18 protein-coding genes are annotated in these 14643 nt (G+C 32.4%); 4 read left to right on the top strand and 14 right to left on the bottom strand.

The genetic code is table 11. The features are described 5' to 3' along the window. Window positions 1-46: 46 nt before the first annotated feature. Window positions 47-1426, bottom strand: a complete 1380-nt coding sequence (locus tag LQ677_RS10760) for an aldehyde dehydrogenase (protein ID WP_025905103.1) — start codon at window positions 1424-1426, stop codon at window positions 47-49. Window positions 1427-1540: 114 nt separating this feature from the next. Between LQ677_RS10760 and LQ677_RS10755 the strand changes: the two genes are divergently transcribed. Further along, window positions 1541-2515: a Gfo/Idh/MocA family protein gene (locus LQ677_RS10755; protein WP_191836612.1), complete on the top strand. Its 975-nt coding sequence runs from the start codon at window positions 1541-1543 to the stop codon at window positions 2513-2515. Beyond that, entirely contained in the window at window positions 2508-2810 is a 303-nt protein-coding gene (locus tag LQ677_RS10750; RefSeq protein WP_126477122.1) for a hypothetical protein, read from the top strand. The genes LQ677_RS10755 and LQ677_RS10750 overlap by 8 nt, the downstream gene beginning before the upstream one ends. Window positions 2811-2852: 42 nt before the next feature. Here LQ677_RS10750 and LQ677_RS10745 read toward each other — a convergent pair whose 3' ends face one another. The 3 genes from LQ677_RS10745 to LQ677_RS10735 are packed head-to-tail and all read right to left on the bottom strand — an operon-like array spanning window position 2853 to window position 4684. Then, the gene (locus tag LQ677_RS10745) at window positions 2853-3128 is read right to left on the bottom strand and encodes a GNAT family N-acetyltransferase (RefSeq protein ID WP_025905106.1); all 276 of its coding nucleotides are present in this window, start codon (window positions 3126-3128) and stop codon (window positions 2853-2855) included. Between the two features lie 21 nt (window positions 3129-3149). Beyond that, entirely contained in the window at window positions 3150-4076 is a 927-nt protein-coding gene (locus LQ677_RS10740) for a manganese-dependent inorganic pyrophosphatase (RefSeq protein WP_037589529.1), read from the bottom strand. Between the two features lie 59 nt (window positions 4077-4135). Then, complete coding sequence (locus LQ677_RS10735) at window positions 4136-4684, bottom strand: cysteine hydrolase family protein (RefSeq protein ID WP_126477121.1); 549 nt, start codon at window positions 4682-4684, stop codon at window positions 4136-4138. Window positions 4685-4772: 88 nt separating this feature from the next. Here LQ677_RS10735 and LQ677_RS10730 point away from each other — a divergent pair, with 88 nt between their 5' ends. Continuing rightward, the gene (locus LQ677_RS10730) at window positions 4773-5879 is read left to right on the top strand and encodes a glycosyl hydrolase family 28-related protein (RefSeq protein WP_126477120.1); all 1107 of its coding nucleotides are present in this window, start codon (window positions 4773-4775) and stop codon (window positions 5877-5879) included. 14 nt (window positions 5880-5893) lie between these two features. Beyond that, window positions 5894-6346, top strand: coding sequence for an iron chaperone (locus LQ677_RS10725; RefSeq protein WP_308193329.1), 453 nt, complete (start codon window positions 5894-5896; stop codon window positions 6344-6346). 255 nt (window positions 6347-6601) lie between these two features. On the opposite strand, the gene LQ677_RS10720 is transcribed toward LQ677_RS10725, so the two are convergent. The 10 genes from LQ677_RS10720 to hisG form a co-directional block, all read right to left on the bottom strand. Continuing rightward, complete coding sequence (locus tag LQ677_RS10720; protein WP_239748822.1) at window positions 6602-7414, bottom strand: prephenate dehydratase; 813 nt, start codon at window positions 7412-7414, stop codon at window positions 6602-6604. Window positions 7415-7428: 14 nt separating this feature from the next. After that, window positions 7429-8487 carry a nitric oxide synthase oxygenase gene (locus LQ677_RS10715; protein ID WP_204253059.1) on the bottom strand — a complete coding sequence of 353 codons (1059 nt, stop codon included), beginning with the start codon at window positions 8485-8487 and terminating at the stop codon, window positions 7429-7431. 65 nt (window positions 8488-8552) lie between these two features. Beyond that, window positions 8553-9185 (bottom strand): bifunctional phosphoribosyl-AMP cyclohydrolase/phosphoribosyl-ATP diphosphatase HisIE, encoded by a 633-nt coding sequence (gene hisIE / locus LQ677_RS10710; protein ID WP_239748821.1) that lies wholly within the window; start codon window positions 9183-9185, stop codon window positions 8553-8555. Continuing rightward, entirely contained in the window at window positions 9182-9940 is a 759-nt protein-coding gene (gene hisF, locus LQ677_RS10705) for an imidazole glycerol phosphate synthase subunit HisF (protein WP_191836604.1), read from the bottom strand. The genes hisIE and hisF overlap by 4 nt, the downstream gene beginning before the upstream one ends. Beyond that, window positions 9937-10641: a 1-(5-phosphoribosyl)-5-((5-phosphoribosylamino)methylideneamino)imidazole-4-carboxamide isomerase gene (gene hisA, locus LQ677_RS10700; RefSeq protein WP_191836603.1), complete on the bottom strand. Its 705-nt coding sequence runs from the start codon at window positions 10639-10641 to the stop codon at window positions 9937-9939. Before hisA ends, hisF begins: the two co-directional genes overlap by 4 nt. Further along, window positions 10634-11215 carry an imidazole glycerol phosphate synthase subunit HisH gene (gene hisH, locus LQ677_RS10695; protein WP_126477114.1) on the bottom strand — a complete coding sequence of 194 codons (582 nt, stop codon included), beginning with the start codon at window positions 11213-11215 and terminating at the stop codon, window positions 10634-10636. The genes hisA and hisH overlap by 8 nt, the downstream gene beginning before the upstream one ends. Then, the gene (gene hisB / locus LQ677_RS10690; RefSeq protein WP_037589517.1) at window positions 11215-11793 is read right to left on the bottom strand and encodes an imidazoleglycerol-phosphate dehydratase HisB; all 579 of its coding nucleotides are present in this window, start codon (window positions 11791-11793) and stop codon (window positions 11215-11217) included. Before hisB ends, hisH begins: the two co-directional genes overlap by 1 nt. Further along, window positions 11765-12775, bottom strand: coding sequence for a pyridoxal phosphate-dependent aminotransferase (locus LQ677_RS10685; protein WP_191836602.1), 1011 nt, complete (start codon window positions 12773-12775; stop codon window positions 11765-11767). Before LQ677_RS10685 ends, hisB begins: the two co-directional genes overlap by 29 nt. 3 nt (window positions 12776-12778) lie before the next feature. Then, window positions 12779-14035: a histidinol dehydrogenase gene (gene hisD, locus LQ677_RS10680; RefSeq protein ID WP_191836601.1), complete on the bottom strand. Its 1257-nt coding sequence runs from the start codon at window positions 14033-14035 to the stop codon at window positions 12779-12781. After that, window positions 14025-14642 carry an ATP phosphoribosyltransferase gene (gene hisG, locus LQ677_RS10675; RefSeq protein ID WP_025905120.1) on the bottom strand — a complete coding sequence of 206 codons (618 nt, stop codon included), beginning with the start codon at window positions 14640-14642 and terminating at the stop codon, window positions 14025-14027. The genes hisD and hisG overlap by 11 nt, the downstream gene beginning before the upstream one ends. Window position 14643 lies beyond the last annotated feature (1 nt).

Below are 14643 nucleotides of genomic sequence, written 5' to 3'. Positions count from 1 at the left end.
TTATATGCTTAAATTTAATTTTGTCGCTATAAGTAACAATTCAGAATTACTTTTTAAACATGGCTCTCACGTATTTAGCTTTTCCTTTATAAGGTGGGAAAAGGACACCAGTTTCTAGTTTAGTTGTTTTAAACATGATGCTCTTTTCATTGCTAAAGAGTTCAAATGAAGCTTTGCCATGATATTTACCAATTCCTGAATGACCGACACCACCAAATGGTAAGTTATGGTTACCTAAATGTAAAAGTGTATCATTGATACAACCGCCACCGAATGATATTCTTCTTACGACTTCATCAGTATGATTTTCGTCTTCACTAAATAAATATAGTGATAGTGGCTTTGGTTTATTTTTGATAAATTGAATGGCATCGCCAAATGCTTCATACGTCATAATAGGTAATATTGGACCAAAGATTTCATCTTCCATTAGAATATCATCAAATTTAACATTATCGACAATAGTCGGTTCTATATAGCGATTCTCTCTGTCCGAGCTACCACCGTAAACGATGTCACCATTAGTTTGATTAAGTAAATTCACTAATCGATCTGTATGACGTTCATTTACGATTCGGCCATAATCTTCACTATTTTGTGCTGATGACGTATAAAATTCTCGAATAGTTGTTTGAATTGCTTTAATAAATTGTTGTTTAATCGATGCGTCGATGATGACATAATCTGGTGCTACACATGTTTGACCGGCATTAATGAATTTACCAAATGCGATTCTTTCTGCTGCTACTTTAATATTTGCAGTCTTATCTACAATTGCTGGACTCTTTCCACCTAATTCAAGTGCTACTGGAATCAGTTGTTTACTAGCTTGTTCGTAAACGATTTGTCCAACTTTAGTAGAACCCGTAAAGAATATAAAGTCGAATGGGTAAGTTAACAGTTCTTCAGTTACGGTTTGATCACCAGTTATACAAGATACATATGAAGGATTAAATGCTTCTTGTATAATTTTTTCTATAACAACACTAACATTTGGTGTAAGTTCTGAAGGCTTGATAACTGCACAATTTCCAGCAGCAATGGCACCAATTAAAGGTTCGATAACAAGTTGAAACGGATAATTGAACGGACCGATGATTAAGACTGTGCCATATGGTTCGTTAATTGTGTAACTTTTACCTGGAAATAAAAATACAGGTGTGTTCACGTTTCTTTTACTTGCTAAACTCTTGACTTCTTTTAGCATGAAAGAGATACTTTTGTAAATGTAACCTATTTCAGTAGCATAAGATTCAACAGAATTTTTACCTAAATCTTGTTGCAATGCTGAAATTAAGGCACTTTCATTTGATTTAATGGATTTTCTCAGTGCTCTTAACTGTTTTTTTCTAAATTTAATATCTTTTGTTACATCACTATCAAAAAGTGATTGTAAGTTTTCGAATTGAGTCGCGATAGTCAATATGGATGTCTCCTTTATACTTCTATTGTTTATATTTTAACAATAGTTATAATTAAAAGCGAAGTGTTTATTTATGAAATTTTTATTTTTAAAAAAATAACGAAAAGGTGAAATAATATGAGATTTGGATTTATAGGTACCAATTGGATAAGTGATAAATTTATAGAGAATGGTTTAGAAGTTGAAGCGTTTGAACCTTATGCTGTCTATTCACGTACTGAAGAAAGAGCAGACTATTATAAGGAGAAACATCAACTTACTGAAACATTCACAGATTTAGAGTTATTTTGTCAATCACCTAATTTTGAAGCGGTATACATAGCATCACCAAATGCGTTTCATTTTGAACAAGCAGAAATAGCGATTAAAAATAAAAAACATGTCTTAATCGAAAAGCCAGCGACAATTGTTCAAGAGCAATTTGAAGCATTATCTAAACTTGCTTATGAATATAATGTTACTGTTATGGAAGCTATGAAATCAACATTATTACCACCATTTGTAGAATTTACAAATGATCAAATTGATATTGGTGAAATTAGATATGCTGATTTTCATTATCACCAATATTCTTCAAGATATGATAACTATAAAAAAGGCATCATAGAAAATGCTTTTAAACCTGAGTTAGGGAACGGCGCTTTAATGGACTTAGGTGTATATGCAGTAGCACCAATGATACATTTGTTTGGTATGCCACAAAGTATTAAAGCAAATGGCTTTAAATTAGATACTGGAGCAGATGGACAAGGTAATGCGATATTGGATTATCCTACTTTCCAAGCAACAATTAGTTATTCAAAAATATGTGACCGCCCCAGCCCTTCAGAAATAGTAGGGGAAAATGGTTATGTATTAATTGATAAGATAAGTGCACCGTCAAATATTAAAGTATTTAATAGAGAAGGTGTATTACAGAAAGAATATAATAATGATTCACCGTTAACAATGAAAGATGAAATAATTGAATTTATTAAGTGTGTACAGAATCATAAGGTAGAGTCATCTATTAATACACATCAAAGATCATTAGAAACGATTAAAGTATTAGATGAAATTAGACAGCAAATTGGAGTTCAATTTAATGTCTAAAAAGTACTTCATCATTACATCTGTGATTATTATCGTTTTACTTTTAGTCGTGGCATTTGTGCCATTCAAACAAAATCCTTCTTCGACATCAAGAGTGGTCGTTGATCACTTTAACCATAAGTATGCATTTCCGAGTTGTTATGACTACGAAAAAGCATCAAATTATATCGATGAAGTAACATATAAAGATGCTCAAGATTTAAAATATCCACCTATGAATACGTGCACAGAAGAAAAGGCAAAGCCTCAATATAAATCATTGCTTAAACGGTTATTAGAAAGTACAGAAATATAAAAAATCCTGACGAAATGATATCATTTCGTCAGGATTTTTTGATTATTTCTTTAATACATCGTGTGTGCTTTCATCTTTAGTCATAACATCTTTAACGTACGGACAAACTGGATCAATTACTTTCTCTTCAGATCTTGCTTTTTCAATAACAACATCAACCAATTTTCTAGCAATACCTTGTCCTCGTAGTGAAGGATCTACAAATGTATGATCGACCACAAGTGTCTTGCCATCTAAGTCTTGATACGTGATTTCTGCTTCAAAATCATTCTCAGAATTGCCTACATAAAATTTGTTTGTACCTTGTTTGATTTCCATTTAAAGCACACTCCTTATAAATTATTTACCTAATAATTCATCAATAGGTGGAACCACTTGTTTCTTACGAGAAACAACGCCAGGTAATACAGCGACATTTCCATTTAATTCAGTGTTGAATGCTTTTGTTACGACTTGTTGTTCTTTACCTAAAGCAATAGCAGTTGAGTCACTGTTTAAGATATCTGTAATAACAAATACAAATAAGTCATATTGTTCTTTAGCAATAATTGCGTTGATTTCATTTTCAACGTCTTCTTGAATTTCAAGAACTTCGTTTACATCAACAGTATTAACTTGTGCAATACGTACGACTTTATCACCCATGTTGAATGATTTAGCATCCATATTTAAAAGGAATTCAGGTGATTTACCTTTTACTGAAGCACCAGCTTTTAACATTTCTAAACCATATTCATTTAAATCAACATTGGCAATTTTAGCTAATGCTTCACAAGCTTTTTTATCTTGTTCTGTGCATGTTGGTGATTTAAATAGTAATGTATCAGAGATAATAGCTGAAATCATAAGACCAGCAATTTCAGGTTTAATTTCAACACCATTTTCTTCATACATTTTTTTAAGGATTGTAGTCGTACAACCAACTGGTTCAGCTCTGTAATATAATGGAGCTGCTGTTTCAAAATTGCTGATACGGTGGTGATCAACAACCATTGTAATTGTAGCATCTGAAATGTCATCTGCACTTTGTTGGAATTCATTGTGATCGACTAAAATAACGTCTTTATCTTTTAAAGGTGTTTCTAACAATGCAGGTGCTTGAACTTTGAAATAATCCAATGCAAATTGTGTTTCGTCTGAAACGTCTCCAAGTCTTGCAGCTTGAACGTCATTTCCAAGTTCTTTTTGTAAATCTTCCATTACTAATGCTGAAGCAATTGTATCTGTGTCAGGATTCTTATGTCCAAATATAAATGTGTTTACCAATGTAATTTCTCCTTTTGCTTTGAATATTCTGTCACTTTATTTTAACATGAACACCTTGTCTATTCTACAACTGCGCCTATACTATTTTCAAAATGTGTAAGTGCCCAATCGTGCCCAGCTTGATTAAAAGAAGCGACACAATTCTTCGGAATAATAATTTGATAATTTAAATTGTAAGCATCGACAGCAGTATGTAACACACAAATATCTGTACAAACGCCGACAATTTCAACAGTATCAATATGTCTTTCTCTTAATAAACTATCAAGATTTGTACCGAAAAATGCACTATATCTTGTCTTATCTATCCAAAATACATGATTAGAATGTTTGATTGAATCGTATTGAGGCTTTAATGAGTTATATAAATTTCGACCTTCTGTACCTACAATATTATGAGGTGGAAATAATTTTGTTTCAGGATGATATGGATCATTCTCATGGTGATAGTCCATTAAATAAAAAATCAAATCTTCATTCGAGTTGTATGTTTCAATTTTGTGGTGAATATTTTGTTCAATTTCTTGACCAGGTTCTCCGCATGTTAACTTACCATCTGTCGCAACGAAATCATTTGAATAATCAACGATAATGAGTGCTTTCTTCAATTATATTCCCCCTAATTGTTTATAAAATGTTTTCAGTGTAATATAAATATACATGCAAGTATACGCTATATTAAGGTGGTTATGAAGTATGAAGCATATTGTTAATGTAAATCGTTATGGTGCTAAAGGTGGTTGTGGAATAACGGATACAGTTGGTATTCAATTAGCTTTGTTACAAGCTAAGAAAGGACCAGTAACTGTTTATATACCTAAAGGTGTTTATCATATTATTTATGAATTAGTGATATATGAAAATACAACGCTTATTTTACATGATGAAGCTGTGTTAATCAGAAAATCGCATACAGCTATGCTGAAAAACGGACATAGATTGAAAAAATACTATGGCTATGAAGGTCATGGTAATATCAATATTATCGGTGGGACATTTGATGCATATGGACATACAAATAATACAAATAACACAATCATGTCTATTGGTCATGCACGAAATATTCAAATACATAATGTGACATTTAAGAATGTTGTTGGTGGGCATGCGATTGATGCATGTGGCTTAGATGGCTTTTATGTAAATGAATGTAAGTTCCTTGGATTCCGTGACGATAGTGGAACAAGGTTATTTAGTGAAGCTGTACAAATAGATATTCAAACTGAAGGGGCATTTCCTAAATTTGGGGCGACAGATGGTACGATAACTAAAAATGCACTGATCGAAAACTGTTATTTCGGAAATTCAGGTGATCCGAACATGTTACCTTGGAATAGAGCAGTCGGATCTCATGCAAGTATGTATGATGTGTTTTATGAGAATATAAATATTCAACATAATACTTTTGAAGGGTTAGGGGATTTCGCAGTTACTTTATTAAAAGCGAAAGATTCAACTGTTACAAACAATCAATTTATAAATTGTGAGGGTGGCATACGCTATTTAGCAGTACCAACAGGTAAATATTCTGTAGATATCCATAAATTAAATAGAGGCGGACAAGCAGGGTCAACTATTTTGATAGGTGATAATACATTTAAAGATATTAAAAGTAAACCAAGTATTTTAATTAAAAGTTATGAAGACGTTATGAATAAAGATATTTATATTTATAATAATCATTTTGAAGGAGAATCTTCAAATAATATTAAATTCATTAAGACGACAGATATTTATTTATACAATAACCGTAATTTAAGCAATATCAAACAAGATCAAGTTGAGAATCTTATTCATATTTAATTAAAATGGAGGACATGATGAATAGCATAGACCGTTATATTGAACAAATAGATGAAAAGAAAAAAGAAACATATATTCATTTGCTAGATACAATCAAAACACATTTACCACCAGGATATGAACTAGTCATGCAATACGGTATGCCGACATTTGTAGTACCTTTAGATAAATATCCAAAAGGTTATTTAAATAGAGCAGACGAACCACTTCCGTTCATTAGTCTTGCTGCTCAAAAAAATCATATTGCCTTATATCATATGGGCTTATATGGGATGAAAGAATTGAAAGAATGGTTTGAAGACAGATACAAAGAGCAAGTACCAACTAAATTAAATATGGGGAAAAGTTGTATTAGATTCACAAACAATAAAAACATACCCTTTACTTTAATAGGTGAGTTGAGTGAAAAAGTCACTGTAGATGAATGGATACAAAAATATGAATCAGGACATAGAAATCAAAAATAATAGTTTTAGTGATGATTACTTGAATTATACGAGAATGCTTTATTTTATGCATAAAATTGGAGATTTGTATCGATTTTGCAAAGTGCTGACGCCTGAGGGAATAGTATGAGCGAGAGACTACAGGCTCGAGCCATACCCTAGGCAAGCATGCACGAACAAAATCGTAGATTATAAAATAACACCCTATTTACTGAATAAATCAGTAAATAAGGTGTTTTTTAATTTGAGTTAGGAATTATATCCCAAACGATTTATTTATGTAATTCGCTTATCAAAATTACCTAGCACTTTTACATTAAAGTCTAATGTTTTTAGGATTGTGATTACTTTCTTCATTTCTACATCTTCAGCGCTACAATCTGCTTGAACAAAGAAATGATACATGCCGAGTTGCGTTTTGAGTGGTCGTGACTCAATCCATGATAGGTTGATATTAAACAAAGCAAATGTATTTAATATACTTGCTAATAAGCCTGGTTTATCTTGGTCAGGAGTAATTAATAAAATACTATCTGTTGCTTTTTCAACATGTTTTTCTTCAGCTGATAAAATTAAAAATCTTGTTGTATTATGTGGATAGTCTTCGATGTGTTCATGCAATGCTTCAACATCGTCATTAGATTTTTCTAAACCAATTGGTGCAATTGCGCCAGTATGTGCATCTATTTCATCTAAACTTTGAACGGTACTATCAGAATATCTGTATGCAAAGTTATGATTTTTAATAAATTTAGATGTTTGATTGATCGCAGGGGCAATAGAAACAACTTCTTTAATATCTTCTAATTTTGCACCTTTTTGAACATAAAGAGAAAATGATATATCTAGATGTAATTCGTCTATAACGTGGATTTTCTGTTCTGTTAATGAATCGGCAATGATGTTGATCGTACCTTCGATAGAATTTTCAATTGGGGCAATTGCGATGTTTTCTGGGTCAGTTTCAATTGCTTTAACCACTTCGTATAAATTTGACTTAGGAATATATTCATTAATTTCATCTGGCTTATATTTAAGTGCTGCCATATGTGAAAATGTACCTAGTGGTCCTAAATAATATAACTTCATAAATGACTTCCTTTCTAATGCATTGGACAACCTTTTTGATTTTGTCTATATAAAAAGTTTGGACTTCTCATCTCATTATCATAGCCTTTATGATAATTATGTACAAGTGAAGGTGAAAGAGGAGGTGCAAGCCAACTCCATTTTCCGGTCACTTTTCTATTAGCTTTACATTCATTTTCTTCAAATTTCTTAAATTGTTTAGAAGCATTATAATGATCAACAATTGCAACACCCGCTTCTTTATACGAATGATAAATAGCATAATTAAACTCTACTAAAGCTCTATCTCTCCAGTAACTTGATGTTGTCGTCGTATCAAAATCAAATGCTTCTGCAATATCTTTTAATTTATTATAGCGATATTGATCAGTAAAATTTCTAACGCCTATTTCAGTTTCCATGTACCACCCGTTGAATGGGGCAGTATGATAATATATACCACCAATTTCTAAATCCATATTTGAAATGATGGGTACTGCATACCATTTCAGTTGTAGTGATGCTAACTTAGGATACTGTTTATGAGTGATGTCAATTTCTTTAATGAGTTCTTGTGGATATTGATGGATTTTAGGGCGTTGTTGATTAATTCGATACATTAATGGAAGTACATCAAAATCAGTTTGAGGACTTTGCCAATTTAAATGGCGTGCTAATTTCGTCATTTCAATAGATTTAGGGTCGCCCTTATCTCCGTATCCTGCATATCTAATCAATTGTTCATTCATAATTTCTATTTGGTTGTTATATATGCTGATCATGGGTTTGATTTTTCCATCATTTGTAGCATCTTTAATGTGATCTTCAATTGAAGCGATAAATGTTTGTTCATCTTGAATATGTCTTAAATCTCTAACCGTCAATTTATCCCAAAATAGTCTACCAATACATCTATTTGAATTTCTCCAAGCTACTTTCGCACCATATTCTAATTCCTCGGTAGTGTGGGTATAAGTACCAGTTTGTGAAATTTCATGTTCTATTTCTTGTATTCTTTTATTCATTTGTAATTCTGATATTTCTAATTCTTTATACATATCGTTAATAAAAGCAGTCGCTTTATCTCGTAACATAAATACACCTCTATGTACTAGTATAAGCGACTGCTAATTTTTGACAATATATGAATTATGACAATTTACCAATTATTAATGTCTTGTCGTTCACCTTTAAAGTTACCTGACTTTTTATGACGTTCTTTCAATACTGATATGACATCTTCAAATTTAACGCCTCTATCATGTAGTAATACGAATAAATGATAAAGTACATCAGCGACTTCATTTGTGAGTTCTAATTTGTCATTTTTCATAGCTGCAATAACGACTTCAAACGACTCTTCTCCATATTTTTTAGATATTTTATCTATACCTTTATTAAGTAAATAATTTGTATATGATTTTGGATTATTAGAATCAACACTTTCTTGAATAGTCGTTTCTAATGATTCAAGCGTGTAAGGTTCTTCAGTATTAAAGCAACTAACAGATCCAGTATGGCAAGTAGGGCCATCAGGATTGACTTGTAATAAAATCGTATCTTGGTCACAATCTAATTGTATCTCGATAATATGCTGGATATGATTGGACGATTCGCCTTTTTTCCATAGACGATCTTTACTTCTTGAATAAAACCAACAGACTTTATCTTGAATGGTTAAGTTATAAGCTTCTTCATTCATATAACCTAACATTAATACTTGTCCAGTTTGGTAATGTTGTAGGATGGCTGGTACAAGACCTTTAGAAAAATCAGGTGCTAATTCACTCATCGTACATTCACTCCTTCATTAGATAAATGTGTTTTGACTGCTTGTATCGTTGTTTCTTTATCGTGAAAAATACTTGCAGCGAGACCTGCAGATACATCCGTTTGTTTAAATAAATCAACAAAATGCTGACTATTACCGCCACCACCTGATGCAATAACAGGTAAAGAAACCCGTTGATTAATTTCAGTTAATAAACGATGATCAAATCCTTGTTTAACACCATCGTAATCCATACTGGTAATTAATAATTCACCAGCGCCGAGATTTTCAACTTCTTGAACCCAATCTAACACACGTTTATCTGTTCTCTGTTTACCACCATGAGTATAACAATACCAATCTTGATGTTCTTCTTCCCATTTAGCATCAACTGCGATACAGATACATTGTTTTCCGAACTTATCACTCGCTTCACGAATAAATGCTGGATTACGCAAAGCACTTGAGTTTAATGAAATTTTATCAGCACCATGATTAAGTAATACCGAAATATCTTCAAGTGTACTAATACCACCACCAATAGTAAGTGGTATGAATAATTTTGAAGCTGTTTCTGATATGATATCTAACATCATTTGATGTCCATTTTCTGTCTTAGAAATATCTAAGAACACAAGCTCATCTGCCGCTTCTTGATTATAATATTCAGCTAATTCAACTGGATGTCCAATATCTCTCAAACCTTTAAATTTTATGCCTTTAACGACACGTCCATCTTTAACATCTAAGCATGGGATGATTCTTTTTTTGATCATTCAATACCCTCCCAAAATGCATCCGTATTTGCTGCTTTTCCAACAATTGCAGCGTGTACATTTAATGCATCCAGTTGATCTATGTCATCTTTATTTCTTATACCACCAGATGCAATGACAGGAATAGATGTAGATTGTACTAATTTACCTGTTAATGCAAAGTTTGGTCCAGACATTTTTCCGTCTTTTGAAATATCTGTATAGATAATTCCGCCGAGAGGGAATGTGTTGATTTTTTCAATAAAATCAAATAGGTCTATACCGGCATCATCGAGCCAACCGTTTAGTTTGATTTTTTCAACATACGCATCGACAGATAAATATATTTTGTTAGGGAACTTATTAGTCACTTCTTTTAACCAGTCTAAGTCTTGTATGCCTTTAGTGCCGACGATAATGTACTCAACGCCTTTATTTAAATATGATTCAATTGTTTCAACACTTCGAATACCGCCACCAACTTCAATTGGTAAATGAGTTAAACTGACGAGTTGTTCTATGTAATCTGCTTCTGTTGGTTGTTGATTTTTAGCGCCGATTAAATCGATAACATGAATTCTAGAAACTTGTTTAAATTTTGAATAGAAAGCAATTGCTTCTTCAGCAGTTCTAGGCATAGATTCTTTAGAATCATATTTACCTTCAGTTAATCTCACGCTTGTGGAGTCTATTAAATCTATTGCTGGCCAAATTTCAATCATTTAAAAAACCTTCTTTCAATGCTTGGTCTAGTATTTTGAGTCCATAATCACCACTTTTTTCTGGGTGGAATTGTATACCGATAATATTTTCTTGTTGCACGATAGCAGTAATTGGTTGTCCATAATCTGCTGTAGCAACTATAGGTAGATCAGTAGAGACATGATAAGAATGTATAAAGTAAACATCACCATCAAGAAGTGGATGTTCACTTTGTAAATTGTTCCATCCTAAATGAGGAACAGGGTAGGGACTCTCTATAGGTATAACGTTCCCTTGCAATAAATTTAATCCTTTTGTTGAACCTTCCGCACTGTATTCAAATAACACTTGCATACCTAAACAAATGCCAATGATTTTATGCGTATCTTTAATATCTTTAATCACTTTGTCTAGACCACTTGATGTTAATTGTGTCATAGCATCTTTGAAGTGCCCGACACCAGGAAGAATGACATGTGTACTATTTTTTATAGTTTCTTCATCTGAAGTTAATATGGCATCATATCCTAAATGTAAGAGGGCACGTTCAATATTTTTAATATTGCCAAGTCCATAATCAATGATTGCAATCATTATTCAATCACACCCTTAGAAGAAGGGATACCTGCATAATCATCTTGTGTTAATGCGATTTTTAAACTTCTAGCAAATGCTTTAAAAATCGCTTCGATTTCATGGTGCGTATTGCCACCTCTAATTAAATCGATATGTGTTGTTAACCTTGCATTAATCACAAGTGCTCTAAAGAATTCCTCAACAAGTTCTGTATCAAATGTGCCAACTTTTTCACGAGAAAATGTCGCATTAAATGATAAATATGGTCTGCCACTAATATCCGTTACAACACGTGCTAAAGTTTCGTCCATTGGTATATAGAATGAACCATATCTCGTAAATGATTTTTTATCCTTAACGACTTCAAGCAGTAATTGACCTATTACAATGCCAATATCTTCAACAGTATGATGGTCATCTACATGTGTATCTCCATCAACTTCTATATTTAAGGCAATACCACTATGAAAACTAAACAACGTCAACATATGGTCTAAAAAACCAACACCTGTATTAATGTGTGAATCTTCTCCATCTAATCGTAGTTGAATTTTGATATCTGTTTCTTTAGTTGATCTTTCTTTTTGATAAGTCATATTCTTGTCTCCATTCTTTAACGATTTTTTCAAGTTCATTTAATTCAGATTCTGTAGCAATAGAGTATCTAACAGTTTGTTGCATGTTTGGTTCATCATAAAATCTTGGTAAATAGCCATGGTCATAAATATACTGACCTAATGATTCTGCTAAATCTCCATAAGTTAATACGAAATTTGTTTTTGAAGGTATGACATGGATAACATCGCTCACATGTTGTTCAAAAATATTTCTTAATTGAATACTCAATTGTCTTTGTTGTGTTAATAATGAATGTACAAGTTCTTTGTTACTGAAAATTTCAGTCGCAATATTTAAAGTTAATGTGTTTAAAGGATACGGATGTGCGATACGATTTAAAGTTTGAATGGTCTTCTCAGTTGAAATGACGATGCCGACTCTTAAACCAGCTATTGCAAATGCCTTACTTAACGTACGCATTTGAATGATATGGTCTTGCAATTCAATATCATATGCATCTCCAAAATCTAAATAAGCTTCATCAATAATAAAATAACCACCAATTGCCTTCATTTCATTCGCAATTTCTTCTAAAAATGATTTAGGATATTGAATGCCTGATGGATTATGAGGCACACTCATAATGAAAAATGCTGGCTTTAATTCTTGGATTGATTGCTTAATTTTATCTAATGAGAATGTATAGTCATCTTCTGCATCAACATAATGAATAGGGCGATTAATCTGATGTGCATATGCTGTATACATGAAGAAATCTGGATTAAGCGTTAGGACAGGTCCATCGGGTAATGCAATCATGCATTTTTGAATCCACTCATCTGAACCATTCGCTGCAGAAACTTGGTTAGGTGATAATTGATAGTAGTCTGCATAAGACTTGATAAAGGCATCATATTCCTCATCAGGATAAAAATTAAAATTTGAATTGGCGATAATATTTTTTAAAGTTGCATTATCTAATGCAGGAATAGGGCTTTCATTCTTGTTTATTCTAATCATGTTTCACGACTCCTCGTTGTTTGTTAATCTCACTTCTAAAGATTGTTTATGTTGATATAAACCTTCTTGTTCAGCTAAAGCTATAGCACTAGGTGCAATACTTTGATAAGTGTGTTCATCTAGATGAATAACAGAATGACTCGTTAAGAAATCATTGACTGTTAAGCCATTCGAGAATCTTGCTGTTTTATCAGTCGGTAATACATGACTTGGTCCAGCAGCATAGTCACCAATTGCTTCTGGTGAGTATTGACCTAAGAACATTGCTCCGACGTATTTAATTTTACCAATATATTTACTTGGATCAGTCGTTTGAATGGATAAATGTTCTGGCGCAATATAATTAATGACATCTATCGTTTCGTTAATATCACGCGTTAAAATTGGATAATGATAATTTTTGATACTTTGTTCGATGATCTGTTTTCTTGGTGCTTGATCTATAGCTTGTTGTAGTTTCTGTTGAACTTTTGTTAAGAATGAAGAATCTGTTGAAACTAGAAATGTTCTAGCCTGTTCATCATGTTCTGCTTGCGCTAATATATCTTGAATGATGTAATCTACATTTGAATTTTCATCAGCAATAAGTGCGATTTCACTTGGTCCAGCTATTTGATCAATACCAACTACACCGTATAATAACTGTTTACTTAATGAAACAAATTGGTTACCAGGTCCAACAATTTTATCTACTTTCGGAATTGTTTCCGTACCGAAAGCTAGTGCAGCGATACTTTGAGCGCCACCTACTTGGAATACACGATCAACACCCGTAATATGGCATGCAGCAAGTATAGCTGGGTCGATACCATCTTTTTGAGGTGGGGTAACAACAATAATTTCTTGAACATTTGCTACTTTAGCAAGGGTAGCTGTCATCAGAACTGTTGATGGGTAACTTGCTTTTCCACCTGGTACATAGATACCGACTTTTTCAATAGGGTGATAAAGTTGGTAAGTTTGACCTGTAGTTACATTTTCATGTTTAATTTTTTGTTGGAAATTTTTAATTTGTTCAAAGCTTGTTTCAAGTGCTGATCTTAAAGTATCTGATATAAGGTTGATACTGTTTTTTATATCATATTGTGGGACTTCAAGTTGTTCTAAATCAACATTGTCAAATTTCTTGTTATAACGAAATAAAGCTTGGTCTTGATGTTCTTTTACATCTTGGATAATTTTTTTAACATCTTCAGTATTACTTTCGTCTGTTAATCTATCTTGTTCAAATTTATTTATGAATTCTGTTTTAGATAGCATTCATCGACACCCCGATTTCTTCTATAAATGATTCAATCATATTTGATTTACTAAAAAATGCATGTTTATTTGTAATCAATTTAGCATTGATGTCACCGATGGATTCTTTTTCAACGAGTCCATTAGATTTTAATGTCGTACCTGTTTGGACGATATCAACGATTGCATCAACCATGTTCACTACTGCTGCTAATTCTACAGATCCTGATAATGGAATAATTGAGACATCTTGTCCTTTATTTTTAAAATATGCTTTCGTCGTTTTAACATAAGTCGTCGCAATTTTTTTATATTCTGTTACTTCAGGTTTACTTGCAACAGCAAAGTGACAATAACCAAAAGGTAAATCAACTAAGTTGTTTACATTGAGTTTATCTTTTTCATCAAGAATATCACTGCCTGTAATACCTATATCAGCAATGCCTTCTTCAACATAAGTTGATACATCATTTCCTTTAACAAGAATAAATCTAACGTTCGCAACTTCAATTTGAAGTTTACGTTCTCTATTATTTAAGGCGTCTGCCCATTTTGGGTTACCATTTTCATCAATAAATTTTATGAAATCTTTTAATAAACGTCCTTTACTTAATGCAACTGTTAACATA

The sequence above is a fragment of the Mammaliicoccus sp. Q-M61 genome (assembly GCF_022386055.1).
GTDB lineage: Bacteria > Bacillota > Bacilli > Staphylococcales > Staphylococcaceae > Mammaliicoccus > Mammaliicoccus sciuri_A.
This window is presented reverse-complemented; position numbering and strand designations above follow the sequence as displayed.